Annotated in this window: 27 protein-coding genes and 1 riboswitch; of the genes, 12 read left to right on the forward strand and 15 right to left on the reverse strand. The window is 60.5% G+C overall.

Annotation, left to right across the window (positions count from 1 at the left end; genetic code table 11):
• Positions 1-95 precede the first annotated feature (95 nt).
• The gene (locus HU730_RS07945) at positions 96-740 is read right to left on the reverse strand and encodes an MBL fold metallo-hydrolase (protein WP_186527570.1); all 645 of its coding nucleotides are present in this window, start codon (positions 738-740) and stop codon (positions 96-98) included.
• A gap of 155 nt (positions 741-895) precedes the next feature.
• On the opposite strand from HU730_RS07945, the gene HU730_RS07950 reads away from it, so the two are divergent.
• Genes HU730_RS07950 through HU730_RS07965 form a run of 4 tightly spaced genes read left to right on the forward strand, consistent with a single transcriptional unit; the run spans position 896 to position 4,329 of the window.
• Positions 896-1,486 (forward strand): paraquat-inducible protein A, encoded by a 591-nt coding sequence (locus HU730_RS07950; RefSeq protein WP_186527571.1) that lies wholly within the window; start codon positions 896-898, stop codon positions 1,484-1,486.
• Positions 1,483-2,127, forward strand: a complete 645-nt coding sequence (locus HU730_RS07955) for a paraquat-inducible protein A (RefSeq protein ID WP_014716963.1) — start codon at positions 1,483-1,485, stop codon at positions 2,125-2,127. The genes HU730_RS07950 and HU730_RS07955 overlap by 4 nt, the downstream gene beginning before the upstream one ends.
• Positions 2,108-3,757 carry an MlaD family protein gene (locus HU730_RS07960; RefSeq protein ID WP_054897006.1) on the forward strand — a complete coding sequence of 550 codons (1,650 nt, stop codon included), beginning with the start codon at positions 2,108-2,110 and terminating at the stop codon, positions 3,755-3,757. The genes HU730_RS07955 and HU730_RS07960 overlap by 20 nt, the downstream gene beginning before the upstream one ends.
• Positions 3,758-3,771: 14 nt before the next feature.
• Entirely contained in the window at positions 3,772-4,329 is a 558-nt protein-coding gene (locus tag HU730_RS07965; RefSeq protein WP_034126330.1) for a PqiC family protein, read from the forward strand.
• 9 nt (positions 4,330-4,338) lie between these two features.
• Here the strand turns inward: HU730_RS07965 and HU730_RS07970 are convergent, their stop codons facing one another.
• From HU730_RS07970 to HU730_RS07990, 5 genes are all read right to left on the reverse strand, one after another.
• Positions 4,339-7,068 (reverse strand): LuxR C-terminal-related transcriptional regulator, encoded by a 2,730-nt coding sequence (locus HU730_RS07970; RefSeq protein WP_186527587.1) that lies wholly within the window; start codon positions 7,066-7,068, stop codon positions 4,339-4,341.
• Between the two features lie 311 nt (positions 7,069-7,379).
• Positions 7,380-8,744, reverse strand: coding sequence for a DUF1329 domain-containing protein (locus HU730_RS07975; protein ID WP_034126328.1), 1,365 nt, complete (start codon positions 8,742-8,744; stop codon positions 7,380-7,382).
• A gap of 42 nt (positions 8,745-8,786) precedes the next feature.
• Positions 8,787-10,646, reverse strand: a complete 1,860-nt coding sequence (locus HU730_RS07980) for a DUF1302 domain-containing protein (RefSeq protein ID WP_003188640.1) — start codon at positions 10,644-10,646, stop codon at positions 8,787-8,789.
• 332 nt (positions 10,647-10,978) lie between these two features.
• Positions 10,979-12,661 (reverse strand): fatty acid--CoA ligase, encoded by a 1,683-nt coding sequence (locus tag HU730_RS07985; RefSeq protein ID WP_034126327.1) that lies wholly within the window; start codon positions 12,659-12,661, stop codon positions 10,979-10,981.
• 265 nt (positions 12,662-12,926) lie between these two features.
• The gene (locus HU730_RS07990; RefSeq protein WP_014716957.1) at positions 12,927-13,559 is read right to left on the reverse strand and encodes a LysE family transporter; all 633 of its coding nucleotides are present in this window, start codon (positions 13,557-13,559) and stop codon (positions 12,927-12,929) included.
• Between the two features lie 84 nt (positions 13,560-13,643).
• On the opposite strand from HU730_RS07990, the gene HU730_RS07995 reads away from it, so the two are divergent.
• The 3 genes from HU730_RS07995 (at position 13,644) to HU730_RS08005 (ending at position 16,480) form a co-directional block, all read left to right on the forward strand.
• On the forward strand, positions 13,644-14,609 hold the full coding sequence (locus HU730_RS07995; RefSeq protein WP_054897035.1) for a 2-hydroxyacid dehydrogenase: 966 nt from the start codon (positions 13,644-13,646) through the stop codon (positions 14,607-14,609).
• 30 nt (positions 14,610-14,639) lie between these two features.
• On the forward strand, positions 14,640-15,638 hold the full coding sequence (locus HU730_RS08000; protein ID WP_034126326.1) for a class I SAM-dependent methyltransferase: 999 nt from the start codon (positions 14,640-14,642) through the stop codon (positions 15,636-15,638).
• A gap of 51 nt (positions 15,639-15,689) precedes the next feature.
• Positions 15,690-15,807: riboswitch (yybP-ykoY riboswitch) on the forward strand.
• Positions 15,808-15,895: 88 nt separating this feature from the next.
• On the forward strand, positions 15,896-16,480 hold the full coding sequence (locus tag HU730_RS08005) for a TMEM165/GDT1 family protein (protein ID WP_054897011.1): 585 nt from the start codon (positions 15,896-15,898) through the stop codon (positions 16,478-16,480).
• Positions 16,481-16,621: 141 nt separating this feature from the next.
• Here the strand turns inward: HU730_RS08005 and HU730_RS08010 are convergent, their stop codons facing one another.
• The 4 genes from HU730_RS08010 to HU730_RS08025 all read right to left on the reverse strand — a co-directional run bounded on the left by HU730_RS08010 (position 16,622) and on the right by HU730_RS08025 (position 18,693).
• Positions 16,622-17,440 carry a M48 family metallopeptidase gene (locus tag HU730_RS08010; RefSeq protein ID WP_014716953.1) on the reverse strand — a complete coding sequence of 273 codons (819 nt, stop codon included), beginning with the start codon at positions 17,438-17,440 and terminating at the stop codon, positions 16,622-16,624.
• A 120-nt stretch (positions 17,441-17,560) separates the two neighbouring features.
• Positions 17,561-18,181, reverse strand: coding sequence for an SOS response-associated peptidase (locus tag HU730_RS08015; RefSeq protein WP_034126325.1), 621 nt, complete (start codon positions 18,179-18,181; stop codon positions 17,561-17,563).
• Positions 18,182-18,217: 36 nt separating this feature from the next.
• Positions 18,218-18,478, reverse strand: a complete 261-nt coding sequence (locus tag HU730_RS08020; protein ID WP_032893538.1) for a DUF2007 domain-containing protein — start codon at positions 18,476-18,478, stop codon at positions 18,218-18,220.
• Between the two features lie 32 nt (positions 18,479-18,510).
• Positions 18,511-18,693: a CPXCG motif-containing cysteine-rich protein gene (locus tag HU730_RS08025; RefSeq protein ID WP_054897012.1), complete on the reverse strand. Its 183-nt coding sequence runs from the start codon at positions 18,691-18,693 to the stop codon at positions 18,511-18,513.
• 132 nt (positions 18,694-18,825) lie between these two features.
• Here HU730_RS08025 and HU730_RS08030 point away from each other — a divergent pair, with 132 nt between their 5' ends.
• Complete coding sequence (locus HU730_RS08030; RefSeq protein ID WP_169918829.1) at positions 18,826-19,989, forward strand: 1-acyl-sn-glycerol-3-phosphate acyltransferase; 1,164 nt, start codon at positions 18,826-18,828, stop codon at positions 19,987-19,989.
• Between the two features lie 165 nt (positions 19,990-20,154).
• On the opposite strand, the gene HU730_RS08035 is transcribed toward HU730_RS08030, so the two are convergent.
• The gene (locus HU730_RS08035) at positions 20,155-20,412 is read right to left on the reverse strand and encodes a hypothetical protein (protein ID WP_034126322.1); all 258 of its coding nucleotides are present in this window, start codon (positions 20,410-20,412) and stop codon (positions 20,155-20,157) included.
• 182 nt (positions 20,413-20,594) lie between these two features.
• Between HU730_RS08035 and HU730_RS08040 the strand changes: the two genes are divergently transcribed.
• A complete protein-coding gene (locus HU730_RS08040; RefSeq protein ID WP_003188620.1) occupies positions 20,595-20,804 on the forward strand; it encodes a hypothetical protein in 210 nt (69 codons plus the stop codon).
• Positions 20,805-20,864: 60 nt separating this feature from the next.
• Here the strand turns inward: HU730_RS08040 and HU730_RS08045 are convergent, their stop codons facing one another.
• Positions 20,865-21,449: a YajG family lipoprotein gene (locus HU730_RS08045; protein WP_034126321.1), complete on the reverse strand. Its 585-nt coding sequence runs from the start codon at positions 21,447-21,449 to the stop codon at positions 20,865-20,867.
• Between the two features lie 183 nt (positions 21,450-21,632).
• Between HU730_RS08045 and HU730_RS08050 the strand changes: the two genes are divergently transcribed.
• Together HU730_RS08050 and mqo are read left to right on the forward strand one after the other, a co-directional pair.
• Positions 21,633-21,866 (forward strand): hypothetical protein, encoded by a 234-nt coding sequence (locus tag HU730_RS08050; RefSeq protein ID WP_034126320.1) that lies wholly within the window; start codon positions 21,633-21,635, stop codon positions 21,864-21,866.
• Positions 21,867-22,593: 727 nt separating this feature from the next.
• Positions 22,594-24,132 carry a malate dehydrogenase (quinone) gene (gene mqo, locus HU730_RS08055; RefSeq protein ID WP_186527572.1) on the forward strand — a complete coding sequence of 513 codons (1,539 nt, stop codon included), beginning with the start codon at positions 22,594-22,596 and terminating at the stop codon, positions 24,130-24,132.
• 98 nt (positions 24,133-24,230) lie between these two features.
• Here mqo and HU730_RS08060 read toward each other — a convergent pair whose 3' ends face one another.
• The 3 genes from HU730_RS08060 to HU730_RS08070 form a co-directional block, all read right to left on the reverse strand.
• Positions 24,231-24,518 (reverse strand): PA4642 family protein, encoded by a 288-nt coding sequence (locus HU730_RS08060; RefSeq protein ID WP_186527573.1) that lies wholly within the window; start codon positions 24,516-24,518, stop codon positions 24,231-24,233.
• Positions 24,519-24,729: 211 nt separating this feature from the next.
• Positions 24,730-25,197 (reverse strand): WbuC family cupin fold metalloprotein, encoded by a 468-nt coding sequence (locus tag HU730_RS08065; protein WP_034126318.1) that lies wholly within the window; start codon positions 25,195-25,197, stop codon positions 24,730-24,732.
• A gap of 3 nt (positions 25,198-25,200) precedes the next feature.
• A complete protein-coding gene (locus HU730_RS08070) occupies positions 25,201-25,758 on the reverse strand; it encodes a hypoxanthine-guanine phosphoribosyltransferase (RefSeq protein WP_003188610.1) in 558 nt (185 codons plus the stop codon).
• Between the two features lie 164 nt (positions 25,759-25,922).
• Here HU730_RS08070 and upp point away from each other — a divergent pair, with 164 nt between their 5' ends.
• The gene (gene upp, locus HU730_RS08075; RefSeq protein WP_003188608.1) at positions 25,923-26,561 is read left to right on the forward strand and encodes a uracil phosphoribosyltransferase; all 639 of its coding nucleotides are present in this window, start codon (positions 25,923-25,925) and stop codon (positions 26,559-26,561) included.
• Position 26,562: the final 1 nt, after the last annotated feature.

Consider the following 26,562-nt stretch of genomic DNA (forward strand, 5'->3'; position numbering starts at 1 on the left):
AAAAATTCCGTGGAGGGGTGCGTAAAGCATAGCTGTCTTTGGCTCGGGCCTGTGTCTGTGTGTCTGTACCGGCTTGTATCAGAGCCGACAACCCATCACGCACGCACGAAAGGATTCTCCCGCATCTCATCGCCCAGCAACGTATCCGGCCCATGCCCAGTGACCACCGTCGCGCCCTCGTCCAGCGAATACAAGCGCTGCTTGATCGACCGCACGATCGTCGCCTGGTCGCCGCCCCATAAGTCCGTGCGCCCTACGCCGCGACGAAACAAGGTATCGCCGGCGATCAACAGCTTGGCGTCGGCGAACCAGAAACTCATCGAGCCCGGCGTATGCCCTGGGGTGTGCAAGGCTACGCCACAGCCGCAGGCCAGTTCTTCGTCATGCTCCAGCCAGCGATCCGGCGACGGTACCGGGACGTAGGGCACGCGAAACATCTGGCATTGCATTTCCAGGTTGTCCCATAGAAATTGATCATCTTTGTGCAGATGCAGCGTGGCGCCGGTCTTTTCTTTCAATTGCCCGGAGGCGAGGAAATGATCGAGGTGAGCATGGGTGTGGATAATGCTCACCACCTTCAGTCCCAGCGCATCAAGGCGCGCCAGGATCAACTCGTGATTGCCACCGGGGTCGACTACGATGGCTTTTTTAGTGATCGGGTCGCCAATGATGGTGCAGTTGCACTGCAACGGGCCGACGGGGAAGGTTTCGCGAATCAACGGTTGTTTTTCAATAGTCATGAGTGTCCTGCAAGCTCTCTGGCGCGTTCCAAGTGCAGTATGGTGTAGCTTGGCCCTGCTCTGGAAGGAGTCGATTACGCGGTCCATCCGCTGCTAAGCTACGCAAGCGCCATTGAAATCCCCTGCTGCAGTCAGTCGTATTTGGAGCAACACCCATGGCGAATCAACAGATCATCTGCGAACACTGCGACTGCGTGTACGAGAAAGTCACGCTCGCCAAACATCAAAAAGCCCTGTGTGTGCGTTGTTTTGGCGTGCTGCAGCGCTATAACGGCCTGTCGGTGCAGCAACGTCTCGCCCTGACCGTGACCGCCGCAGTGCTGTGGACCTTTGCGAACTTTTATCCGGTGATGAGCATCAGCCTGCAGGGCTTGAAAAACAGCGCGACGCTCTGGGATTCAGTCGTTGCATTGAGCCTGGGGCCGATTACGTTCATTGCTTTGGTCGCGGCGATTTCCATCATTATCGCGCCGGTGTTTCAGCTGCTTTTGCTGATCTGGGTGCTGAGTTTCGCGTTGGCCGGTAAGCGCTCGCCGGCATTCAAGCTGTGCATGCGCTGGCTCGAAGCACTCCGGCCCTGGAGCATGCTGGAGGTGTGCCTGCTGGGCGCGATGGTCGCGGTCTTCAAGCTGGCCGGCATGCTGGATGTGATCCCTGGCACCGGCCTGTTCGCCTTGGCCGCCCTGAGCCTGTTGCTGATCCGCATTGCCGGGCGCGATCTGCGCGACCTGTGGGACACCGTATGAATTCACCGCCCACCGCCCGCGAGCTGAACCTGTGCCTGTGCCACACCTGCGGCCAGCCCTGCGACATGCGCCTTGAGCCCACCGAGTGCGACCGCTGTGGCGCCGCGTTGCATCGGCGCAAGGTGCAGTCCCTGACCCGAACCTGGGCCTACATGCTCACCGCCCTCGCCTTTTATGTCCCGGCCAATTTATTGCCAGTGATGAACACCACCATGCTCGGCTCGGGCGCAGACAGCACCATCATGAGCGGCGTGCTGGAGTTCTGGCAGCATGGCGCCTGGGACATTGCGCTGATCATTTTCATCGCCAGCATTGCCGTGCCGGGCATCAAGTTCCTGTCGCTGGGGCTGCTGCTGGTCACTGTGCAGCGCAATAGCCAGTGGGCGCGCAAGGAGCGTTCGAAGCTGTTTCGGTTTATCGAACTGATCGGCTATTGGTCGATGCTCGATGTCATCGTGGTCGCCCTGGTGGCCGCACTGGTGAAGTTTCAAGCCCTGGGCACGATAGAACCGCGCCTGGGCATTCTGTTTTTTGGCCTGGTGGTCGTGTTTACGATGCTCGCGGCCATGAGCTTTGATCCCCGGCTAATCTGGGAAAACCCACATAACGAGGAGACCTCGGATGAGCTCATCCAAGGCTGACACCCCTGCGGGGCAACCCGTGATCAAGACGCGTCGTTTCAGTGTCTCGCTGGTCTGGATCGTGCCGATTGTCGCCGTACTGGTGGGGATCTCGCTGGTGATTCACAGCGTCATGCAACAAGGGCCGACCATCGTCCTCAACTTCAAGACCGGCAGCGGGCTGGTTGCCAACAAAACCGAGGTCAAATACCGCAACGTGGTGATCGGCCAAGTAACCGCCGTAGCTCTGAGTGATGACCAGAAAAGCGTCAATGCCACCGTCGAGCTGGTCAAACAGGCCGAAAGCTTCACCCGCGAAGATTCGAAATTCTGGGTGGTGCGCCCGCGCATTGGCGCAGGCGGCGTGTCGGGCATCGACACGTTGTTGTCCGGCGACTACATCGGCGCGGACATCGGCCAGTCCGAGACCCGCGCCAAGCACTTCACCGGTTTGGAAAACCCGCCGCCCATCACTTACGGCGAACCGGGCAAGCGCTTCACGCTGCACACCCAGGCCTTGGGCTCCCTGGATATCGGCTCCCCCGTCTATTACCGCAAGATCCCGGTGGGCCAGGTGGTGGCCTATGAGCTGGACAACGAGGGCAAGGGCGTGAATGTCGAAATCTTCGTGCATGCGCCCAATGATGTGTACATCACCGAGAACACGCGGTTCTGGAATGCCAGCGGCGTCGACTTGAGCGTCGGTGCCAATGGCTTTGCGCTGAAAACCGAATCCTTGTCGTCCATGTTGATGGGTGGGATTGCCTTCCAGGCGCCGCCCTACAACCCCAATGACAAACCGGCCGAAGAAAGTCGCAGCTTTGACTTGTTCGAAGACCAGCAAAGCGCCCTCGCCCCGCCCAACGGCAAGGGGCAATACATGGTCCTGCGCTTCGATCAGGCCCTGCGTGGGCTGAAAGTCGACGCGCCGGTGGAGTTCCTCGGCGTCGAGTTCGGCAGGGTTGTATCGATCAACCTGGATTTCGATGCGAAGAAACGCACTTTCCCGGTCAATGTCGGCATCGTGATCTACCCGCAACTGCTCGGCGAGGCCCACACCAAGTTGCTCAAGGCCATGAACAATAACCCTGACGATGAGGCAGCCGGCGTACGCCTGATCGGCACCTTCATCGAAAACGGCCTGCGCGCCCAGGCCCGCAGCGGTAACTTGCTGACCGGCCAGCTGTACATCGCCCTGGACTTCTACCCCAAGGCCGAGAAAGTCGCGTTCGACCCGAACCAGCGCCCCGTGGGCATCCCCACGATCCCGGGCAACCTGGAACAACTGCAAGAGAAGTTCGAAGGCATCGTCAACAAGATCAGCCAACTGCCTGTCGAGCGCATTGCCGGCAACCTCGACGCCAGCCTGGTCGAACTGCGCAAGGGCCTGGCGCAATTCAACGCCAAGACGCTGCCGGGTGTGCAGACGACCTTGGCCGACGTGAGCAAGACCCTGCAATCGGCCAGTTCAACCTTGGCCGAAGACTCGCCGCAGCGTGAACAACTGACCCAGACCCTCGACGAGTTGGGGCGCATGTCGCGCTCCCTGCGCGAGCTTTCGGATTACCTGGGCCGGCATCCGGAGTCGCTGATTCGCGGCCGCCCCGATAACGCCGCACCGACGGACCTGCAAGGGCCACCCCGCAAATGACCATTGGAGCCGCCATGACATTGCCGTTGAAGATCACGTTGCTGAGCACCCTGCTGCTGCTCGGTGCCTGCCGCAGTGAACCCATCGCTTTTCATACCCTGACCCCGGCGCACTTGAGCCCGAGTACGCGAGCAGAGGCCGGCGGTGTGCGCATTGAGAGCATCAGCGTGCCGCCTCAGGTCGACCGCGCGCAGATCGTTATCCGCCAGGGCGACAGCGGCCTGGCGATTCTTGAAACCCAGTGGTGGGCCGCCACCCTCGCCGATGAACTGAGGAGCGCCTTGGTGGATCAATTAGCCAACAGCAAAGCCCGGCAAGCCGTGGCTTTGCGCGTAGACGTGCAGCGGTTTGACTCGGTACCGGGGCAGTACGCATTGCTCGATGTGCGCTGGCGCGTGAGGCAAGTCAATGGCGATCGCCCGGCCTTGACCTGCCGCACCACCTTGCAATCACCTGCCGGGCCGAGCATCGACGAGTTGGTGGTGGCGCATCAGAACAACCTCAAGCGTTTCGCGGCGCTGATCAATCAGACCGTCGACACCTCACTCAAAGGCTGCCCAACCACGCCATGAACCCAGGGCTCAGGCCAACAACCCCATGGCCTTGGCCCGCGCCACCGCCTGGGTACGACGCTCCACGCCGAGCTTGCTGTTGATATGGCTGGCGTGGGTCTTCACCGTGTGCAGGGAGATGAACAGCTGGTTGCTGATTTCCTGGTTTGAACAGCCTTGGGCAATCAGTTGCAGCACCGCCAGCTCTCGGGTGCTGAGGGTTTCCTGTTGAGGTGTGGCTTCAACTGCGCTGGCTTGGGGCAGCAACGCCAGCAAGCTCTGATTGAGCAGCCCATGGGAATCCTTGCCCAACTGATCGCGCATCCACTGCGGATAACCCTCCAACAACCGTTGAAACGGCTGCAACGCACCGCCCGAACCGGCTTCCAGGGCACGGGCGAATACCGGCCGGGCCTTGGCTTCCAGGCCATTATCCAGAAGTAACTGCACCTGCTGGACCAGCGCCATCAGGGCAATCATCTGGCGCCCACTGTCATGGGCCTGTTGGGCCAACGCTTCCAGGCGTTGCAGCGCGCTGTCGGGCTGATGGCGCGTGGCATCGAGCGCAGCTTGTTGCAGCTCGATATGTTGCGGCAGGTGCGGATGAAACTCGGGGGCCGCCGCGGCGTGCTCGCCGTTGTAGGTCTGCCCCAGGCGCGCCAGCCAGGCGTCGGCCAGGTCAGTGCGCCCCTGGGCCAGCCACAACTCGCATTTGATCAGGGTGATCATCGCCAGGTAATAGATCGGCGGCACATCCCAGATGTGCATCAAGCGTTCGGCCTCGGCCAGTTCGGCAAAAGCATTGGCAAACTCCCTACGCCGCCCTTCGAAGCTGGCGATGACGCAGTGCCCGATCAGCACGCTGATATCGCGGCAGGCACGGGCCTCGGCCAGGCCGGCGCGCAAACGCGCCAGGCCGGCCTCGGGCTGGTAACGCACCAGCAGCAGGTAGCCTTCGTACAGCGACAGGCGCGCGCGCACGGCATATAGGCGTTGGGAGGCGAGCCCATGCAAGCGCTCCAGGCCCTGACGGACTTCATCCAGGGAACGCAGGATCTCCCCCCGCGCCTGCAGTACCCGGGCCCGGTCGTAATGGGCCAAGGCTTCAAACAAGGGGTTACCGACGCGCTGCGCCAGTTCCAACGATTCGCGGTTCAGGCCACGGGCGCGCCACAGGTCGGCATCGACGATCGCCAGGTTGGACAGGGTCGAAAGGCACATCAGGCGCTGGCCGTAACGCTTTTGCGGCAGGCTTTCCAACGCCTCTTGGCAATAGCGCTGGGTCAGCTCACGGTCCCCACGCCCACGGGCAATAATCCCACTCAGCGCCAACCACTGGGCCAACATGGATTTTTGCGCGGTGGCCGACGGGGCAGGCAGGAAGCGGCTGAGGTAACTGGACAGCTCCTGTGCCGCATCCAATTGGCACGCCAGCCCCAACGCCCAGCTATACAGCACGATCAAACGTGGCGTGCTGATCAGCAGGCTGTCGGGCAAATCCATCTTCCAACGCAACAGCATGCCCACATTCTGCTCTGCCAGCAGTTGCTCTTCGGACAGGTTCTGCACCAGGTTCGCCGCCACATCCAGATGCCCGGCCCGCAGCGCCTGCTCCACCGCCTCGTCGATCAAGCCCTGGGCGTTAAACCAGCGACAGGCGCGCAAGTGCAAACTGGCCGGCGGCAAGGTGGCGCTTTTCTCGCGGCGGGTGCGCAGCAGGTCGGAGAACAAGTGGTGGTAGCGGTACCAATGGCCTTGCTCATCCAACGGCACCAGGAACACTTGATGAGCCTGCAAATAGCGCAGGATTTCTGCGCTGTCATGGGCCTCGCGGACGGCGTCGCATAGTTCGCTGCAAAAGCGCTCCTGAGGTGCGGTGTCGTACAGGAACGCTTGTACCTCCGCAGGCAGGCAGTCGATGACTTCTTCGAGCAGGTAATCGCGAATCAGACCCTCGCCACCGTGCAGGCTTTGCGGCAAGGCGCTCTCACTGCCGGCTTCGGAGGCCGCCAACAGCCAAAAGCGCAGGCCGGCGACCCAGCCCTCGCTACGGCGGATCAGGTTTTCCAACGCCTCGCCGCGCAATGCATTGCCGTGTCCATCCAGCACCGCCAGGGACTCGTCATGGGTCAGGCGCAGATCTTGCTCACGCAGTTCCAACAGGTGCCGCGACAGGCGCAGGCGTGCCAGGTGCCAGTCCGGACGCTGCCGGCTGGTGACCAGCACCACCAGGCCATCAGGCAAATGATTGAGAAAAAACTGCAGGCAGCGATCCAGCACCGGGCCTTGGGCCAGGTGATAGTCATCCAGCACCAGCAATAACGGCGAACGTGCAGACAGGTGCACTGCCAGTTCGTCGAGCAGGCCATCGAGCCATTCTTCGAAGGCAAAGGGTTGGTGACGCTGGCGCATTTTCAGCAACCCCAGGGATTGGGCGCCGAGTTGCGGGAAATACTGTTGCAAGCCGTCGAGCAGCCGCTCCAGGAAACGGCCGGGGTCGCTGTCCCGAGGGCTCAGGCCCAACCACAGGCTTTGCCACTGGGCAGGCAAGCCCTGGCAGAACTCCACCGCCAACGAACTCTTGCCAAACCCCGCGGGCGCGCTGACCAGCAGCAGTCGCCCATCAAGGCCCGCATTCAGCCGTTCGCACAGGCGCGGGCGCAGCACGTAGCCGTCAGGCAGCGGGGGCCGGTAGAAGCGGCCTTCCAGGGTCGGCATCACCACACTGGCAGGCCCATGGGTTCGGGACAGATCAGTCATCGCCGGGCTCTTGTAGAAGGCTGTTGTCGGCATTGCAGATGTCCGCAGACTAGCGGTAAAAGCGGCGGGATTGTAGATCTTTGCAACAAATGGCTGAAAAAGAACTGCGACAAGAAATATCCCGTCCAGCCTCCTGGAAAGAAGTAGGAGCGAGCTTGCTCGCGAAGCGCTCAAAAACAACGCGCCCATCCAGGAATGATCGTTCCCACGCTCTGCGTAGGAATACAGACTTCGACGCTGCGCGTCGACTTTTGAGGCGTGACGCAGAGCGTCACGGGAAGCGCTCCCACGCAGAGCGTGGGAGCGATCAGTTAGCGAACGCCGTCCTGGCGCAGGGCCGCTGGGGTGAAGTCGCTGGTGCTGGCGGTGAAGCCGAAGTCATAGGCCTGCTTCTCTTCGTTCTTCATGCCCAGGGCCAGGTAGCGGCCGGACTGCAGGTCGTAGAGGGTTTCCAGGGCGTACCACGGCACTTGCTTGTCGTAGTAGTTCTCGGCATGTGCTTCGGCAACGCGCCACAGTTGGCCGCGACCGTCGTAGTGGTCGATCACCGCTGCTTGCCAGGTGTCTTCGTCGATGTAGAAGTCACGCTTGGCGTAGATGTGGCGCTGGCCTTCCTTCAAGGTGGCGACCACGTGCCAGACCCGGCGCAGCTCGTAGCGAGCCAGGTCCTGGTTGATGTGGCCAGCCTTGATGATGTCGGCGTACTTGAGCTTGGGATCGTCGACCTTGTAGCTGTTGGAGGCGATGTACATCTCTTTCTTGCCTTCCAGCTTCCAGTCGTAGCGGTCCGGCGCACCGTTGTACATGTCGAGGTTATCGGAGGTGCGCAGGCCATCGGCGGCAGTACCCGGCCCGTCATAGGACACTTGCGGCGCCCGACGCACACGGCGCTGCCCGGCGTTGTAGACCCAGGCCGAACGCGGCTCTTTGACCTGGTCCAGGGTTTCGTGCACCAGCAGTACACCACCGGCCAGGCGCGCTGGCGCAGTCACTTGCTGCTTGAAGTAGAACAGCACGTTGCCTGGGTTCTTCGGATCGAAGTCCTTCATCTTGTCGCGGAACACGAACTGGTCGCGGAAGTACACCAGGCTATAGGAACCGTTGGTTTGCGGGGTGGCCTGGGTAACCAGGCGGGTCACGCTGCCGCCGCGGTAACGGGTGATGTGGTTCCAGATAACCTCGACGCCGCTCTTGGGAATCGGGAACGGGACGGCGGTTTCGAAGTTTTCCAGGCCGTTACCGCCGGACACCAGGTTGGTGGTGGTGGCGTTTTTCTTGATCGAGGCAAACACCTCCGCCGGCACGGTGGCGCCGCGATGGGTCGGGTACACCGGCATCTTGAAGCTGTCCGGGTAACGCTTGAACATCGCATATTGCCCGGGGGCCAGCTTGTCTTTGTACTGCTCGACGTTCTGCGCGGTGATGGTGAACTGCGGTTGCTCGCTGGCATACGGGTTGGCGAGGAAACCACGGGCGTCCACCGCGCCGGCATTGGTCGGCAATGGCGACCATTTAGGAATGGTGCCGGCCGCGTTACCGGCCATCTCGGCGCCCATCGGGGTCAGGGTCGTGCCGAGCTTGGCGGCTTCATCTGCCGAGACTGCCGCCATGACGTTACTCGCCAGGATCGACAGCCCAAGCACACCCACGTGCAACAGACTTTTTGTTATTTTCATGCTCTGGTCTTCCTGAATACATGCCACTTGGAAAGAGTGTGCTTAGAAGTTGGCGCCGAAGCTCAAGGCGACAAAGTCGCGGTCATCCACGGTGCTGAACTTGCCACCAAAGAAGTTGGTGTACGCCAGGCTCGCGGTGTAGGTGTTCTGGTATTCGGCATCCAGGCCCAGGCTGACCGCCTTGCGACCTTCTTCAAAGTTGCCGCCAGGGCCTGGCGAGTAACCCTTGACGTCATGGGACCAGGCCACGTTGGGCTTGAGGTTCACGCCCGCGAACACGTCCGGGTATTCCCAGATGGCACGGGCGCGGTAGCCCCATGACGTTGCGGTGGTATAGCCGTCGTTATTGCAATTGGTGTTCAGGCCAGCAGCGTTGGGCAAGCCGGCGCCGTTGGCGGTGGAGTTGTTGAGGGCGTTGCAGAACCCACCTGGCAGCGTGCCTGGGCCGAACACCGGATCGCGGCCGTAACGAGCCTGGGATTTGCTTTCCAGGCCACCCACGTGGGTCACGCCGATTTCACCGACGGTGGTGAGGCGGCTGGCGCCCATGACCTGGTCGAAGAAGTGCGTGAAAGTGGTCTGGAACTGGGTGACTTCCTTGCGGTTGTAGCCGTGCAGGTCCTGGCCTGGCGTGCCCTTGAGCACGGACGCATTGCCAAAGCCGGGGATCGGCGTGACGCCGGCGAACAGAATGTCAGTGGTGCTCAACTGCACCGGCGCATTCGGACGGTAGCTCAACTCACCGCTCCAGGCGGTGCCGGTAGGCAAGGTGGTGGAGAAGCTCAGGCCGTAGAGGCGAATATCTTCCGGGTACTCGACGAAGTAGTTCGAACTACCCGCCACGATCAACGGCCGCAAGGCCCCCAGTGGCCCCAGCGGACGCGTGTAGGCCGCCGATGGCGCGCCCTGCGCGCTGAAGATCGGCGCACGGCTGTGGTAGTTCATGAAGTAGGCGCCGAATTCGGTATCCAGCGGTTCGAAGTTGTAACGCATAGCGACGCCGAACTGGCCGCTGTCGCGTGCATCACGGTCCGGACCACGACGCACCAGTACGCCTTCGCTGTTCACGTCCACACCCAAGGCACCCAGGGTCGGCAGGGCGGCAGCAGGAATGGTGGAACGCTTGTTCAGTACCCGCAGGTTGTTGCTGCAACCATCGGAGATCACGTCCGGCTGCGAGAAGAACGTGCCGCAGTTATCGGTCACGGTCTGGTCCCACTCCAGTTGGTAAAACGCCTCGGCCGACAGGTTGTCGGTGAGCGACTGGGACACGTAGAACATGTTCACCGGGATCAAGCCTTCCTTGATCTCGGCCCCCGGACGACGAAACGCCGACACGTCGATCGGGTTGATGGAGTTGATGCCGCCGCCGATGAAGGTACTTTCGCCCCAGCTCACGACCTGCTTACCAAAACGCACGGAACCCGGCGCATCGGCAATCGAGTAGTTGTGGTAGACGAATGCATCGAGAATCTGCCCGCCCGAAGACTTGGCGCCTTCCTTGCGGTTGTTGTCGCTGATGTCCTTGAACGGACGGCTTTCGTCCTTGAGTTCGAAGTCGTACCAGTACTTGCCCCGCACAAACACACCGGTGTCGCCGTACTTCAGTTCCAGGTCGTGGATGCCCTTGAAGATCTTCGAGAACGTTTCGCCGCGCTTGAAGTTCAAGTGCCCGTCATCGGAGGTCTGGGACAGGCCCTTGCCGCCGTTGTTGGCACCGATCAGGTCACGATTGGGCTTGGCCGTGGACCAGCTCGCCCCCACGGAAAGCGACGAGTCAAAGCTCCCTTCGATTTCACCAATGTTGAAACTGACGCCGAATGCCGGCCCGGCGAGCGTAGAAGCGAGGCTGACGGCCAGGGGCAGTCTTGCCCGGCGCCAGAACTGGTTTACTGAGGTCATCGACGCTACTCCATGTGCATATTTTATTGTTATGGCAGTGAGCCCTTTCTTCAGATGTAACGGCCGGGATACAACGATTCCAATGCCGCATCGCCACCGAGCCTCCATGGCTCGAAGCGCAACATCCGCGAAAAACTCTGAAAGGGACTATAGCCAGAGGGGGGTAGTGCTTGATCCCTCTAAAGTGTGATTTGCATCACCAACCTGTCTGCCACAACCCTTTCGCCACGCCGACGAAGGTCGACGCGGGAAGGATGGCTGAAATTCGGCAAATCACAAGTAAAGGCTTGATATAGAGCATTGCCGCGCCCGAACGGGCGCGGCGAGAGGGTTTAAAGCGTGGACAGGAACGTGCTGTTGTTGGCCTGCCATTCGATGATGTCGACACGGATACGTTTCTTGTCGAGCTTGCCGACACTGGTCTTGGGAATTTCAGTAACAACGGCGATCTGGCTCGGGATCGCCCACTTGCTCAAATGGCCCAGTTCGACAAAAGGCTTGAGGTGTTCCTTGAGCTCTCGCGCATCGATCACATGCCCTTCACGCACCACCAACAAAGCGAAGGGGCGCTCGCCCCATTGCGGATCGGCGATGCCTACCACCGCCACTTCCCGTACGGCGGGGTGACGGCTGACCAGGTCTTCGAGGGCCAGGGAGGAGATCCATTCGCCGCCGGTCTTGATCACATCCTTGATGCGGTCACGAATATCAATCACGCCAAAGGCATCCAGCGTAGCCACATCACCGGTGTGCAACCAGCCACCGGACCATAGCTCGGCGCCCTTGTGCGGCTCGTTGTAGTAACCCTCGGTCAGCCACGGCGCGCGCAGCACCAGTTCGCCCTGGGTTTCGCCATCGGCGGGCAGGAAACGACCGTCGGTGTCCATGATTGCCGCTTCGACCAACGGCCCCGGCACACCGGCCTTGATGCGGTAGGTGGTGCGCTCATCTTCGCTGCCAGCCATCAACTCATCATTGAGGTGAGCGCAGGATACCAGCGGCCCGGTCTCGGACATGCCGTACGCGGCGGTCAGTTGAATGCCTCGAGCCTTGGCGGCTTCGTACAGCGAACGGTTCAGGGCGCTGCCGCCGATGACGATTTTCCAACCGCCGAAATCCACGTTCTGCGCAGCCTTGGCGTTGAGCACCATTTGCAGAATGGTCGGCACACAGTGGGAGAACGTCACCTTCTCCTTGCGCCACAGTTCCACCAGGTATTCCGGGTCGTAGCGGCCGGGGTACACCTGTTTCAGCCCGAGCATGGTCGCCACATACGGCAAGCCCCAGGCGTGTACGTGGAACATCGGCGTGATCGGCATATACACATCGTTGGTGCCCAGCAGGCGCACGCTGTCGACGCTGCCCATGATGGTCGCTACGCCAATGGTGTGCAGCACCAGTTGCCGATGGGTGAAGTACACGCCCTTGGGGTTGCCGGTGGTGCCGGTGGTGTAGAAGGTGGTGGCGACCGAGTTTTCGTCGAAGTCCTTGAAGTCATAGGTGGGGCTGGCGGCGGCCAGCAGGGTTTCGTACTCACCTACCAGGTTGGGCAGCTCGGCGGTGTGGGTGTCACCATCGGTAATCAATAAGGTCTTGTCGACGGTAGTGAGCTGCCCGGCAATCGCCTGGTAGAGCCCCACGAACTCACTGTTGACCAGCACAAAGCGGTCTTCGGCGTGGTTCATGGTGTACAGAATCTGTTCTGGCGACAGGCGCACGTTGATAGTGTGAATCACCGCGCCGATCATCGGGATGGCGAACATACACTCCAGGTAACGGTGGCTGTCCCAGTCCATCACCGCCACCGTGTCACCGGCCTTGACCCCGGCTTCGGTCAGCACATTGGCCAGGCGAGCGACGCGCTCGATCAGCGTCGGGTAGCTGTAGCGCAGCTTGTCGCGATAGATAATTTCCCGGGTTTTCTCGTAGCGAGTCCCGGACATCAACAGGCGTTTGATCAACAGCGGGTATTGGTACGCACCTTCGGCGGGCGGGATAACACGGGTCTGCAACATAAGAATCCCTTTAATGACTGCACGGTCTTGGCTTGAAGACCTGCACTGTAGAGCGCTTATGTTTCAGCCAAATCAGCCAAAGGAATGATTTGCAGGGGCCAGTAAATGCTAGCGTTACGCCATTACCAAGGACCTAATGAAACCCAATGTGGGAGCGGGCTTGCTCGCGAATGCGCAGTGTCAGCCGGTATATCTTTGACTGAAGCACCGCATTCGCGAGCAAGCCCGCTCCCAGATCTGGATTGTGCTCACTTGAGAAAAATGATTATTTCATGCTGGTAAAGGCCAGTTTCACCCCGATGGCAATCAACACCGCGCCCATGGTCCGATCAAACCAATGACCCATCTTTGCAAACCCGGCGCGCACGCGCTGCTGGCTGAACAACATGGCCACCAGGCAAAACCACAACGCAGTCGCCACCGCCAGGTACACCCCATAACCGGCCTGCACTGCCAGCGGCGTGTGCGGGTTGATCACTACGGTGAACAGCGACAGAAAGAACAGCGTGGCCTTGGGGTTCAAGCCATTGGTCACAAAACCTGCGGTAAACGCGCCGCGTGGGGTGCGCTCGCCCGCTTCACGGTGCAACTCGCCCTCGGCCGCAGGCTTGGCCGGCTGGGCGCGCAGGGCCTTGAAGCCAATGTAAAGCAGGTACGCGGCTGCGGCCCACTTCAACGCATTGAACAACACAATGGACTGGGACACGATCAAGCCGATACCCAGCAACGAGTAACCCACATGCAGGAAAATCGCCGAACCGACGCCCAAGGCCGTCCATGTGCCAGCACGGCGGCCGTGGGTCACGCTTTCACGCACCACCACGGCGAAATCCGGGCCGGGGCTCGCCACTGCCAACAAGTGAATCAAGGCTACGGTCAAAAACTCGGCGACGTACATGCTCACTCCATTAAGTAACTGATTATTTCATCTGATAGGCTCGGCAGATTACGCCTTCGAACCTCGTCGCAAAAGGTACAGTTGATCATGAACAATCGCCGCGCCGTCTTCCTCGACCACCCTTCCCTGGACTTGGGCGACCTCGACCTCAGCGGTCTGCATGGCTGCTTCAGCCAGTTGCAGTTGTTTGAACAGACCACGCCCGAGAATGTGCTGGAGCGCTTGCAGGGCGCCCAAGTCGCCATCAGCAACAAAATCCCGCTCACGGCGCAAACCCTGGCGGCCTGCCCCGAGCTCAAGCTGATCCTGGTGTCGGCCACCGGCACCAACAATATCGACCTTGAAGCGGCCCGCGCCCAGGGGATTACCGTGAGCAACTGCCAGGGTTACGGCACGCCGTCGGTGGCGCAACATACGATCATGCTGTTGCTCAACCTCGCCACGCGCTTGAAGGATTACCAACAGGATGTGGCCGCTGGCAAATGGCAGCATGCCAAACAGTTTTGCCTGCTGGACCATCCGATCGTCGAACTGGAAGGCAAAACCCTCGGCCTGCTCGGCCATGGTGAATTGGGCAGTGCCGTGGCACGCCTGGCCGAAGCGTTCGGCATGCGCGTGATGCTCGGCGCGATACCTGGGCGCCCTGCCCGCGCCGACCGTGTGCCGCTGGACGAATTGCTGACCCAGGTCGATGCGCTGACCCTGCATTGCCCACTCAATGAACACACCCGCGACTTTATCGGCGCCCGTGAACTGGCCTTGCTCAAGCCCGGCGCATTTGTGGTCAATACTGCGCGCGGTGGTTTGATCAATGAACAGGCCCTGGCCGACGCGCTGCGAAGTGGTCACCTTGGCGGCGCGGCGACTGATGTGCTGAGTGTCGAGCCGCCAGTCAATGGCAACCCGCTGCTGGCTGGCGACATTCCACGCTTGATCGTCACGCCCCACAACGCCTGGGGCAGTCGCGAAGCACGGCAGCGTATCGTTGGCCAGCTCACGGAAAACGCCCAGGGCTTTTTCAACGGCGCCCCGCTGCGCGTCGTCAGTTGATAAACTGCGCCCCTTTTCAAGGAGCAGACTATGGATCCGCGCAGTGAAGTACTGCTTCGACAGGCCGAACTTTTTCAAGGCAACCTGCTGCTCGTAGGTTTGCCTGCCGACGATTTGCTTGGGCGCCTGCCCAATGCCCACGGCTGGTGCTGGCATGCCGGTGACCAGGCGGCGCTCGATGCGCGCTTCGCCGAACGCAGCCAGTTTGGCGTGACAGTGCCCGAGCGCGCCTTTGATGCGGCGGTGATTTTCCTGCCCAAGTCCAAAGACCTCACCGACTACCTGCTCAACGCCGTGGCCGCGCGCCTGCCTGGCGCCGAGCTGTTTCTGGTGGGCGAGAAAAAGGGGGGTATCGAAAGTGCCGCCAAGCAGATGGTTCCGTTCGGCAAACCGCGCAAGCTCGATAGCGCACGGCATTGCCAACTATGGCAGGTCACTGTCGCTAACGCGCCGCAAGCCGTGGAGCTTGAGAGCCTGGCGCAGGTCTTCGACGTACCTCTGGCCGAAGGTCCGCTGAAGGTGGTGAGCTTGCCAGGGGTGTTCAGCCATGGCCGCCTGGACCGCGGCACCGAGTTGTTGCTGGAGCACTTGGACAAGCTGCCCAGCGGCAACCTGCTCGATTTCGGTTGCGGCGCTGGCGTACTGGGGGCTGCGGTCAAGCGCCGCTACCCGCATAACACCGTGACGATGCTGGATGTGGATGCCTTCGCCGCTGCCAGCAGTCGCCTGACACTGGCAGCGAACGGCCTGGAAGCCGACGTGTTGACCGGCGACGGAATCGACGCGGCGCCCATGGGTTTGAACGCGATTTTGAGCAACCCACCGTTCCATGTCGGCGTGCACACCGATTATTTCGCCACGGAGAACCTGCTGCGAAAAGCAGCGAAACACCTGGCAAAAGGTGGCGAACTTCGCCTGGTTGCCAATAGCTTCCTGAAGTACCAGCCACTGATCGAAGAGCATTTGGGCATCTGCGCAATCAAGGCCGAAGGCAATGGTTTTCGCATTTACCGCGCCAAGCGCCCCTGACGGACGTTTGAAAAAGAACGCTTGCCGAATGGGTTTTGCCTAGGCAGAATCCGCAGCGTCCTAGGGGAGTAGTCTCCCACGAGCCCATGCTCGTCCGGCATACGTCAACATACTTGGTCAGAGACCATGGCGTATGCGACCCAGGAGTCCGCACAGACGGACCGGGGTTTGACAAGACCTATGACACGCACACCTTACCCGGGGCGGGAAGGCTGTACGTGTCATAGCCGTGTCGACCCGCCCCTGGAAACTACCTGATGCTGGATTCACTACTCGTTCCTACCGCAATCGTTGCCTTGGCCGAAATCGGCGACAAGACGCAACTGCTCGCACTCATCCTTGCTGCTCGCTTTCGCAAGCCCTGGCCGATCATCGCCGGCATCGTTGCCGCGACCCTGGCCAACCATGCGGCGGCCGGTGCCGTGGGCGCCTGGTTCGGGAGTTTCTTCTCGGATGCGGTGCTGCACTGGATCCTCGCCGCGAGCTTCTGCGCCACGGCGCTGTGGACCCTGGTGCCGGACAAACTCGATGATGACGAAGCCAGTACCACCCGTAAGTTCGGGCCCTTCCTGACCACCTTGATTGCGTTCTTCCTCGCCGAAATCGGTGACAAAACCCAGATCGCCACGGTGATGCTGGCGGCGCAATACCCGGAACTGTGGCTGGTGATTATCGGTACCACCCTGGGCATGTTGATTGCCAACGTGCCGGTGGTGCTGGCGGGGAATTTTGCCGCGGAGAAACTGCCGCTGACCTTGATTCGTCGCTTGGCGGCTACGGCGTTCTTCGTGCTGGCGATTATTGCAGTGTACAAGGCCATGCAGAGCAGCGGCTGGATCTAAGGCAAACACGGAAGATGGTTTGCCCTGATGCCTGTAGGAGCGAGCTTGCTCGCGAAAAACTCACCGGCGCCGCGTTTATTCAGGCAACACGCGTTATCGTTGACGTTTTTCGCGAGCAAGCTCGCTCCTACACGGCGTCGATCAGGACTTCTTGGCCTGCTGGTAGAGCGGCATCACCTTCGGAATCGCCGCCTGCAAGGACGCGATGCGGCTGTCCGAAGCCGGGTGCGTGCTCATGAATTCCGGCGGTGCGCCTTCCGAAGCCTTGGCCATCTTGTTCCACAACGTGATGGCCGCGTTCGGGTTGTAGCCAGCGCGGGCGGCCAGCTCCAGGCCGATCAGGTCGGCTTCGTTTTCGTTGCTGCGGCTGTTGGGCAAGGTCATGCCGTAGTTGGCGACGGTATCGGCCAGTGCCAGGCTGTCCTGGCCGAGACCGAATATTGCCCCGGCGCCCTGCTTGGCCATCTGGATACCGTAGGCCTTGGACATGGCTTCGCGGCCGTGTTCACGCAGGGCGTGGGCGATTTCATGACCCATCACGGCAGCCAGCTCGTCATCGGTGAGCTTGAGGTTGTCGATCAAGCCGCTGTACACCAGGATCTTGCCGCCAGGCCCGCAGTTGGCGTTCATCTCATCGCTTTTGATCAGGTTCACGTCCCAGTTCCACTGGGCCGCATCCGCGCGGAACGTCGGAGCCTGGGCGATCAGGCGCTTGGCAATGGCCTGCACGCGCTTGGCGTTGGCGCTGGTCTTGTCCAGCACCCCTTTGCTGCTGGCTTCACCCAAGGTCTGCTGATAAGACTGGGCATACATCTGGTCGACTTCCTGACTCGACAGCATGCTGAACATGTACTGCTTGCGCTCCACCCCAACGGCGCCGCCGCTGGTGGTATTGACCGACTGGCAACCCGCCAGCAGCATTGCTGCAACCAAACCACTTACCACCAATGACTTCTTCATGAACACGCTCCCTGAAAACATGGCGCGTATCGTAGGCGGTCATTTGTATCTGCGCCAGATACCCTGGACGTTTAACCGCTGAATTTAAGATACATCCGAACGCGGCTCGACGGACAAAGCTCATGCCGGGGTCAGGCACTCCGGCCCATTGAGCTTCGGATCGTTGACCATATTGGCCAGCACCCGCTCGCGCAGCACGGCAGGCTCAGCCGCCAGCAGGCCCTGCAGCACCTGCAGCGGAGTCTCGGGATCGAGCCAGGCGGCCTGCCCTGCCGCGTCCAGGATCAATGGCCGTCGCTGACTTTGCGCCGCTTGGGTAACCACCGCCGTGCTCAGCCACACCTGCTCCTGCACCGGATACGCTTCCCACACTGCGGCAAAGAACAACGTGGAGCCCTCCCCCGGCGTGAGCCAGTACGGGCGCTTGCGCTGGGTGCCGCGCCACTCATAAAAGCCATTGGCGGGCAGCAGGCAACGGCGCAAGCGGAAGGCTTCACGAAACATCGGTTGTTCGGCCAGGGTTTCTGCGCGAGCGTGGGCCGGGGTGCGCGACAGGTCTGTCAGCCAGGGCGGTGTGAGGCCCCAACGGGCACGCGCCAGGGTGAGTTGGCCCTCGCTCAGGCGCTGGATCAGCACCGAATCATTCGGGGAGATGTTCCACTGGGCCTGCTGGTCGGCGGGGAAGCCGGGCAAGGCAGCAAAGGCAGGGTTCCAGCGAAACAGGGCATAACGTCCACACATGGGGCAACACGACTCTTGGGTAAACCGACCGACAGCCTAACAGACCAACACGTCAGGGAAGCTGTCGGGTTCGTCGCCGGGCAAGGGTTGGGCGCCGATATAGGCGGTGATCAGCTCGCGGGCGCAGGCGGCCTGGTCGTTGTCGACCTCCAGCCCCAGCAAGCCGAATATCGGCAACTCGCCCGTGCCGCCGAGCAAATGGCGCCCCACCAGGTGCGCCTCGATACCTTCACTGGCAAGCATCTGCTGCAACAACTCGCCCTCCATCAGGTTTTCCGGTTCGTAGATTCGCTGCATGGGCGTACCTTTTTATTCGTTCTCGCTGCGCATTATTCATTTTCGCTGCGGGTTTCAAGCATCCACTCTTCACCATCAACTTGCAGGTCGAACGTGATCGGCCGGCAACACACTTGGCAGTCTTCTATATAGGTCTGGTCCCCGCCAGACAAATCCACCGTCGTCTCGACCGCTTCGCCACAATAAGGACAATCGTACAGCGCAGTTTCGAGCATCGCAGTCTCCTAGGTGACTTGTGCGTATAATCGCCGGTCTATTTACAGGGCTATTCTTGGCCGGCCCCTTATTCGGACCGCACCCTGACATTTCCTTTTACTTACCCTAGCCGTTTCTAACAAGAGAGCATGATGGGCGAATTCGATACCATCCGACCTTACAACGACAGCGAAGTCCCGGCAGTGCTGGCGCGCCTGTTCAGTGACAAGGCCTTTCTGGACATCCTGACCCACTTCCGCTTCCCGCGCTTTGCAGGCGCCCTGGGCTGGCTGCTCAAGCCAATGATTGCGCGCAAACTGCGCCGCGAGTTCGCTGGCGTCACCACCGTGGCCACGCTGCAGGACAAGGTCGAGTACTACGTTGACCACACCATTGACCGGGCGACCGACGGCGTGACCTATACCGGCGTCGAGCAACTGAAATCCGGCACCGCCTACCTGTTCCTGGCCAACCACCGCGACATCGTGATGGACCCGGCCTTCGTCAACTACGCCGTGTACCACGCCGGCCTGCCGACGCCGCGCATCGCCATCGGCGACAACCTGCTGCAAAAGCCGTTTGTCAGCGACCTGATGCGCTTGAACAAGAGCTTCATCGTGCACCGTTCGATCACCGGGCGAAAGGAGAAGATGGCGGCTTACAACTTGCTGTCGGCCTACATCAACCATTCGATCCGCAACGACTGCCAGTCGATCTGGATTGCCCAGGCTGAAGGCCGGGCCAAGGATGGCGATGACCGTACCGAATCGGCGATCCTCAAGATGTTCCACGTCAGCCGCAAGGACGAGCCATTTGCCGAGGTCATCCAGTCGTTGAACCTGACGCCTGTGTCCATCAGCTACGAGTACGACCCCTGCGATGCCGCCAAGGCCCGCGAGCTGTATATCCGCGCCACCACCGGCACCTACACCAAGGCACCGGGAGAGGATGATGTGAGCATTGCCTTGGGCATTACCGGCTATAAAGGCCGAGTGCACGTGAACTTTGCGCCGCCGATCACCGAGCGTTTCGAAGACACCAAGCTGCTGGCCGCGGAAATGGACCGGCAGATCCTCGGTGGCTACCGCTTGTTTCCGGTGCACTACCTGGCGTACGCGCAGTGGAGTGATGCCGACCCGCAATTGCAGGTGCCCAAGGCGGCGGACGTGTTCCCGGCCGATGAGCTGGCCAAGGCCAAGGCGGAATGGGAGCGGCGCTTGAACGAGTGCCCGGCGGAGCATCGGCCTTATCTGGTGGTGCAGTATGCGACGCCGGTACGCAACCAATACCGAGTCAAGGCCGGTATCCCCCTGTAATAGTGAGCCCACAGGGGATATGTGGCAGGCGCTGACTCTGCGGGCAGTACATGGCCAGTGTGGGAGCTGGCTTGCCTGCGATAGCGTTGGTTCAGTTAAAGATTCAGTGGCTGATACACCGCCTTCGCGGGCAAGCCCGCTCCCACATTTGGTTTCGCAGTGGAATTATAAGCGGGTGCTGAGCCAGGAGATGGCCAGGGCCAAGCCAAGGCAGGCGAACCCGACGCGGTACGCCAGGCGATGCGCCCGTTCGGTGCGTGTATCCAGAAACAGCATCGGTTGGTCGATAGCGCGCTCTTCGCTGCGCAGGGCCAGGTCAGCTATCGCACGCTGTGCATGCAGACGGGTGATGAACAACACCCAGGCGCCCGAGCAGGCAACCAAGAGGGCAACAATATTGATGAGCAGTGCGGGCAGCGCCATCGCAAACCTCGGTAAATCAGTCTTCGGGTATCAGTCCAGGTACACACCTGAACGACAGTCGCCTCCTGCGCATTTAATGCTCCTTCCCCATTGACGGCTAATGTATCCAGTAATTTACGCCGTCACCTGAACGTCACCTTAACAAGCCACTCTGTTGCCCTTCGACGCTTGAGGAGCTTGTCATGTTGCATGCGCAAAACCAGGATCGGCTGTATTTGATCGCCCAGAGCGAGGAACAGGAGGCGCTGATCGGCAGTCTCGCGTTCAACGTTCAGGACCGCCATTGGCTGGTGTATTGCGCCCTCGGCGGGCACCAGCATGCCGATCTGCCGGAGCTGGATCTGCTCACCGGTGTGAGCATGCTGGACTTTTATGTCGATACGGCCGCATGACAAAAACCACGGGTACAAAAAAACCGGGCTCAGCGATGAGCCCGGTTTTTTGTGAGCGGCTTATTGCGCGCTGAGCAGTTGACCGATGCTTGGGTCCTTGAACAGGCGGGTCAAGGCATCACTGAGCACGTCGCTGACCAGCTTGGTGTTGGTTTCCTGGTTGGGCGACATGCCGAACCGCTGGTTGAGCGAGGCTGCGTAGCGGCCACTGTAGCGGCGGGTACCGGCACTGACGTCAGACTTGAAGGTAGCGCCGATGGAAGCCTCGGTCACATACAGGCCGTCTTTGGGCGACTGGTATTTCAGCTCGGCCAGGGTCACGGTCAGTTGCGGCACGCCTGGCGAGTTGGTCGGCGTAAAGCCCAGCAAACGCACAGCGGCTTCAGCCTGGGCCTGCAACTTGGGCAGCACATCCTGGCCGTTCACCGAAATCAACGCGGTCTCAGGATACAGGCCGCCACGCGAACCCAGGGTTGGCGACGGGCGACCGTCAACCACGCGTACCGATACCGGCTGGCCGTGGCCTACCGCCGCCAACTGCGCGGTGACTTTAGGTTGCGGGCTGAGTTGTTGCGGGCTGTTGGCGCAGCCGACAAGGGTCAAACTGGTCACAGTGATCAAACCGAACAACAGGCGTTGCAACATACGCATTTCTCCAGGACTAGGTGCAGACAGGACGCCAGTATAACGGTGCACGCGCACCACTCACCAGCGATCCTGAACGGCGGCTGAAGCCCCTGCGCAAATTACAAATTCGCATAAATTCGTCACCCCAGTGTCATGCCACACTGGCAACCTTCAAGCATGTAACACACCAGGTACACAGCCATGCGCCTTCTCAAGACCCTGTTCATGTCCCACGCTCGTCATCGCCACTTTGCCCTGCTTGATGCCCACGGACATTGCCTGGCCTTCAAGCAGTGCAGCCTGCCGCCCGTCGGTGAAGGCTGGGTGGAAGTGACCGAGACTCACCTGGGCTGGATGCACCGCCCACTGCCGGCCAGCGCCCGGGTCAGCCCAAAGGTTTTTCGCCCACGACACCGGCAAGCGTTGGCCTCCTGACCAGCCCCCTAATAAAAGTCATAAAACACGCCCATTTCACTGACGTTCTTCGCTACAATCTCCCCCCGATTATAAGGACGTCTCCTGATCGGGCCTCGCAGCATCGTTAATGCCCAGGCATTAGCCCCAAAATCGCCCACAGAGAGCCGCCCACACAGATCGAGTGAAGCTGGCGTGCTTGCTGTTTCCTTTGCAAACCACCCCGTCTTTTATCGAATCTGCCAGAGCTGCCATTGCGCTCGGCCACTTGAGTTGTTTGCCCGTTTTGCCGCGTGTCGGCAGAGGTTTACGGGCCAGGTGCCAGGCTGGGGCAGCCCTTTTTTGAGGTTCACGTCTTCAAAAGAGCGTGAAAAAACGGGTTTTCACAACTTCACAAGAGTGTGGCGAGCAAATGAATAGTTTGGCGTTTGTACAAGCACCATCAGCGTCTGGGTCAGCCCAATTACACAGGATCGAGCCTTCCTCAAAAACCGGAGCTTGAGCCTGTCCGCTACGGATTGGTTGCACGAATCGCACGCTTTGACCATAAGTCGAATTGCCACAGGCGCCCATGAATGCGTTCATAGGCAGATTAGCCCGGCAGGAAGCGTGTGCTGAAGTTGCAAAGAATTGCGAATCGGACATGGCGATCCTGGCCATGGGTAACCTGGGGCAACACGTGAACCGCCCCATCACTCCTGGCAGCCATGCCGTCAATTTGGTGCTGCAGATTTTGGAGACGCGTTAAATGGCGCATAACGAAGCAGTCGACGTAGTACTGGTAGGGGCCGGCATCATGAGTGCCACCCTGGCCGTACTGCTCAAAGAGCTCGACCCCGGCCTCAAGCTGGAAGTCGTTGAGCTGATGGATTCGGGTGCCGCGGAGAGTTCCAACCCGTGGAACAACGCCGGTACCGGCCACGCCGGGCTGTGTGAGCTGAACTACACGCCGCAGGCCGCCGACGGTTCCATCGACATCAAGAAAGCCGTGCACATCAACACCCAGTTCGAGGTGTCGAAGCAGTTCTGGGCTTACCTGACCAAGAAGGGCACCTTTGGCTCGTCCAGGTCGTTCATCAGCCCGGTGCCGCACCTGAGCTTCGTGCAGGGCGACAAAGGCGTGTCCTTCCTCAAGAAGCGCTTTGAGACCCTCAGCCAGCACCACGCGTTTTCGGACATGCACTACACCGAAGACCGCAGCGAAATGGCCGAGTGGATGCCGCTGATGATGCCGGGCCGCCCGCTCGATGAAAAAATCGCCGCCACCCGTGTGATGAACGGCACAGACGTCAACTTTGGCGCCCTGACCAATCAGTTGCTCAGCCACCTGACCAGCTCGCCGGACGCCCAGGTCAAGTACTGCAAACGCGTGACCGGCCTCAAGCGCAACGGCGCGGGCTGGACCGTGAGCATCAAGGACGTGAACAGCGGTAACAGCCGCGACGTCGATGCCAAGTTCGTATTCCTCGGCGCTGGCGGTGCGGCTCTGCCGTTGCTGCAGGCCTCGGGCATCGAAGAGAGCAAAGGCTTCGGCGGCTTCCCGGTGAGCGGCCAGTGGCTGCGTTGCGACAACCCGGAAGTGGTCAAGCAGCACCAGGCCAAGGTCTACAGCCAGGCTGCCGTGGGCTCGCCGCCGATGTCCGTGCCGCACCTGGACACCCGCGTAGTGGATGGCAAGAAATCCCTGCTGTTCGGGCCATACGCCGGTTTCACCACCAAGTTCCTCAAACACGGCTCGTTCCTTGACCTGCCGATGTCGATTCGCGCCGGCAACATCGGCCCGATGCTGGCCGTGGCCCGCGACAATATGGACCTGACCAAGTACCTGGTCAGCGAAGTGCGCCAGTCCATGGAACAGCGCCTGGAATCCCTGCGTCGCTTCTACCCCGAGGCGAAAGCCGAAGACTGGCGCCTGGAAGTGGCCGGCCAGCGCGTGCAAATCATCAAGAAAGATCCGAAGAAAGGCGGCGTGCTGCAGTTCGGCACCGAACTGGTTGCTGCCAAGGACGGTTCGCTTGCAGCGCTGCTGGGCGCGTCTCCAGGTGCTTCGGTCACCGTCTCGATCATGCTGGAGCTGATCGAGCGCTGCTTCCCGCAGAAAGCCGCCGGTGAATGGGCCACCAAGCTGCACGAGATCTTCCCGGCGCGCGAGAAAGTGCTGGAGACGGACGCCGAGCTGTATCGCAAGATCAACACGCAGAACAACATCAGCCTGGAGCTGGTGGAACCTGTAGGAGCGAGCTCGCTCGCGAAAAACGTCAACGATAACGCGGCGCAAGCGGATTAAGGCGCCGCTCTCAGGTTCTTCGCGAGCAAGCTCGCTCCTACCGTTAAAAGCAAAACGCCCCGGACTCTGAAGCCGGGGCGTTTTTTTTGCTCGGACAATCAGCCGCGGGCGTTGTCGATCAGTTCGATGTACTCGGCGGCGTTGCGCTGGTCCCTGATCAGGTCGACGAAGGTCTGGCCATGCTCGTCCTTGCCGTCCAGGTCCAGGCCTGCTTCTTTGAAAAAGCCCAGGAAACGCTCGAAGTCGTCGATACGCAGGCCGCGATAGGCCTTGATCAGTTTGTGCAGGGACGGCGACGTCGCATCAACCGGCTCGAAGTCCAGGAACAACTTGATCTGGTCGTCACCGATTTCGTCGCCAATCACCTGTTTCTTATCTTTACGCATTACCGACTCCAGCCTGCAGACATTTACACGGGGTTTGAAGTCTACCTGCGCGACGCCGGATGTGGGAGGGGGCTCGCCCTAATACCTGTAGGAGCGAGCTTGCTCGCGAAAAGCTCAAAGGCGCCGCGTTTATTCAGGAAGCACGCGTTATCGTTGACGTTTTTCGCGAGCAAGCTCGCTCCTACAGACGCCCACATTTGGATGTCAGTGTTCAGTCGAACTGAGCAAGCATCCAGCGCTGGTAGTCAGCCACACCTGCATCACCTTCTCGCGGTGCCCAATCAGCCAGTTCGCCCTCACCCACCGGTCGATAAGGCCCGGCCTTGCATTCGAACATCACCGTGTCTGGCTCCAGCACCACCAGGCCATGAAACACTCCCGGTGGCAGATCGACGCCTGCGCACTCGCCACCCGCCTGCATCACGCGTTTGGCGATCACTTCACCCGCATCGGTGAATATCAGCAGACCGAGGCGCCCCTGAAGCACCAGCAAAGTCTCGGCCTTGTCGGCGCTCAAGTGCCGATGAGGCGGCACATAGGTACTCGGCTGCAGCGCCACCGCGAGGCGATGACACGGCTCCTCCATCTGGTGGAAATTATGGTGGTATCGGCCACGGGGGCTATCGCCCGCTTTCTCGGCCAACTCTGCAAATAAGGTCTGATCAAGAAAGCGGGCCATCGATTACATCCCTTTAACGGCGTAGATGCCATTGGCGTTACGCCAGTAGCCCTTGTAGTCCATGCCATACCCGAAGATATAACGGTCAACGCACGGCAATCCGACGAAATCGGCTTTGAGCTCAGGACGAGCCTTGCGGTCGTGGTCTTTGTCGATCAGTACGGCGGTATGCACTTTGCGTGCGCCGGCATGTTTGCAGAAGTCGATGATCGCACCCAGGGTGTGACCCTCATCGAGAATGTCATCGATGATCAGCACATCACGGTCGATGAAAGACACTTCCGGCTTGGCCTTCCAGAACAAGTCGCCGCCGCTGGTTTCATTGCGATAGCGGGTGGCATGCAGGTAAGAGGCTTCCAATGGGAACTGCAGGTGAGTCAGCAATTTGCCGGCGAAGATCAGGCCACCGTTCATCACGCAGAAGACCACCGGGTTGGTGTCGGCCATTTCGCGAGTAATGTGCGCGCCGACCTTGGCGATCGCTGCTTCGACTTGCGCTTCGGTGTACAGGCAGTCAGCCTCGTGCATGATTTGACGGATATGCTCGAGATCAGCAGACATGGCGCTCTCCAAGGGGGTGCTGTGGCAAGAAAAGCGGGCGAAGGTACGCTTCTCGTGCGCTCCAATCAAGCCTTTATGGACTAACGTACTTGATGTCTATAGGACAACACCCTCGGATAGATTAATCTAGGCCGGTTTTTTTGCCCGCCGCCGGAGCCTTTCCTATGCCCACTCGCGAGATCCGCCACCCGCTGATCCGACACAAACTCGGCCTTATGCGCCGTGCCGACATTAGCACGAAGAACTTCCGTGAGCTTGCTCAGGAAGTCGGAGCGTTGCTCACTTACGAAGCCACCAAGGATTTGCCCCTGGAAACCTACGAGATCCCCGGTTGGGCCGGTCCCGTACAAGTGGAGAAAATAGCCGGTAAGAAAATTACCGTGGTACCGATCCTGCGCGCCGGTATCGGCATGCTTGAAGGTGTACTCAGCCTGATTCCGGGCGCCAAGGTCAGCGCCGTGGGCGTGGCCCGCAATGAAGAAACGCTGCAGGCCCACACCTACCTGGAAAAACTCGTCCCGGAAATCAACGAGCGCCTGGCCATGATCATCGACCCGATGCTCGCCACCGGCAGTTCCATGGTAGCCACCATCGACCTGCTGAAAAAAGCCGGTTGCCGTGACATCCGCGCCATGGTGCTGGTGGCCGCGCCCGAAGGCATCGCCGCCGTCGAGAAGGCCCATCCGGATGTACAGATCTACACCGCATCCATCGATGAGCGCCTGAATGAACACGGCTACATCATCCCGGGCCTGGGCGATGCCGGTGACAAGATCTTCGGCACCAAGCAGAAGGACGCGTGAA

The organism is Pseudomonas sp. SWRI22, assembly GCF_014268395.2.
Classification (GTDB): domain Bacteria; phylum Pseudomonadota; class Gammaproteobacteria; order Pseudomonadales; family Pseudomonadaceae; genus Aquipseudomonas; species Aquipseudomonas paracarnis.

What these genes read in the sequence shown, in the direction of transcription:
- HU730_RS07945 (WP_186527570.1), bottom strand. Translation starts at nt 740, where the DNA reads ATGACTATTGAAAAACAACCGTTGATTCGCGAAACCTTCCCCGTCGGC.
- HU730_RS07950 (WP_186527571.1), top strand. Translation starts at nt 896, where the DNA reads ATGGCGAATCAACAGATCATCTGCGAACACTGCGACTGCGTGTACGAG.
- HU730_RS07955 (WP_014716963.1), top strand. Translation starts at nt 1,483, where the DNA reads ATGAATTCACCGCCCACCGCCCGCGAGCTGAACCTGTGCCTGTGCCAC.
- HU730_RS07960 (WP_054897006.1), top strand. Translation starts at nt 2,108, where the DNA reads ATGAGCTCATCCAAGGCTGACACCCCTGCGGGGCAACCCGTGATCAAG.
- HU730_RS07965 (WP_034126330.1), top strand. Translation starts at nt 3,772, where the DNA reads ATGACATTGCCGTTGAAGATCACGTTGCTGAGCACCCTGCTGCTGCTC.
- HU730_RS07970 (WP_186527587.1), bottom strand. Translation starts at nt 7,068, where the DNA reads ATGACTGATCTGTCCCGAACCCATGGGCCTGCCAGTGTGGTGATGCCG.
- HU730_RS07975 (WP_034126328.1), bottom strand. Translation starts at nt 8,744, where the DNA reads ATGAAAATAACAAAAAGTCTGTTGCACGTGGGTGTGCTTGGGCTGTCG.
- HU730_RS07980 (WP_003188640.1), bottom strand. Translation starts at nt 10,646, where the DNA reads ATGACCTCAGTAAACCAGTTCTGGCGCCGGGCAAGACTGCCCCTGGCC.
- HU730_RS07985 (WP_034126327.1), bottom strand. Translation starts at nt 12,661, where the DNA reads ATGTTGCAGACCCGTGTTATCCCGCCCGCCGAAGGTGCGTACCAATAC.
- HU730_RS07990 (WP_014716957.1), bottom strand. Translation starts at nt 13,559, where the DNA reads ATGTACGTCGCCGAGTTTTTGACCGTAGCCTTGATTCACTTGTTGGCA.
- HU730_RS08000 (WP_034126326.1), top strand. Translation starts at nt 14,640, where the DNA reads ATGGATCCGCGCAGTGAAGTACTGCTTCGACAGGCCGAACTTTTTCAA.
- HU730_RS08005 (WP_054897011.1), top strand. Translation starts at nt 15,896, where the DNA reads ATGCTGGATTCACTACTCGTTCCTACCGCAATCGTTGCCTTGGCCGAA.
- HU730_RS08010 (WP_014716953.1), bottom strand. Translation starts at nt 17,440, where the DNA reads ATGAAGAAGTCATTGGTGGTAAGTGGTTTGGTTGCAGCAATGCTGCTG.
- HU730_RS08015 (WP_034126325.1), bottom strand. Translation starts at nt 18,181, where the DNA reads ATGTGTGGACGTTATGCCCTGTTTCGCTGGAACCCTGCCTTTGCTGCC.
- HU730_RS08020 (WP_032893538.1), bottom strand. Translation starts at nt 18,478, where the DNA reads ATGCAGCGAATCTACGAACCGGAAAACCTGATGGAGGGCGAGTTGTTG.
- HU730_RS08025 (WP_054897012.1), bottom strand. Translation starts at nt 18,693, where the DNA reads ATGCTCGAAACTGCGCTGTACGATTGTCCTTATTGTGGCGAAGCGGTC.
- HU730_RS08030 (WP_169918829.1), top strand. Translation starts at nt 18,826, where the DNA reads ATGGGCGAATTCGATACCATCCGACCTTACAACGACAGCGAAGTCCCG.
- HU730_RS08035 (WP_034126322.1), bottom strand. Translation starts at nt 20,412, where the DNA reads ATGGCGCTGCCCGCACTGCTCATCAATATTGTTGCCCTCTTGGTTGCC.
- HU730_RS08040 (WP_003188620.1), top strand. Translation starts at nt 20,595, where the DNA reads ATGTTGCATGCGCAAAACCAGGATCGGCTGTATTTGATCGCCCAGAGC.
- HU730_RS08045 (WP_034126321.1), bottom strand. Translation starts at nt 21,449, where the DNA reads ATGTTGCAACGCCTGTTGTTCGGTTTGATCACTGTGACCAGTTTGACC.
- HU730_RS08050 (WP_034126320.1), top strand. Translation starts at nt 21,633, where the DNA reads ATGCGCCTTCTCAAGACCCTGTTCATGTCCCACGCTCGTCATCGCCAC.
- mqo (WP_186527572.1), top strand. Translation starts at nt 22,594, where the DNA reads ATGGCGCATAACGAAGCAGTCGACGTAGTACTGGTAGGGGCCGGCATC.
- HU730_RS08060 (WP_186527573.1), bottom strand. Translation starts at nt 24,518, where the DNA reads ATGCGTAAAGATAAGAAACAGGTGATTGGCGACGAAATCGGTGACGAC.
- HU730_RS08065 (WP_034126318.1), bottom strand. Translation starts at nt 25,197, where the DNA reads ATGGCCCGCTTTCTTGATCAGACCTTATTTGCAGAGTTGGCCGAGAAA.
- HU730_RS08070 (WP_003188610.1), bottom strand. Translation starts at nt 25,758, where the DNA reads ATGTCTGCTGATCTCGAGCATATCCGTCAAATCATGCACGAGGCTGAC.
- upp (WP_003188608.1), top strand. Translation starts at nt 25,923, where the DNA reads ATGCCCACTCGCGAGATCCGCCACCCGCTGATCCGACACAAACTCGGC.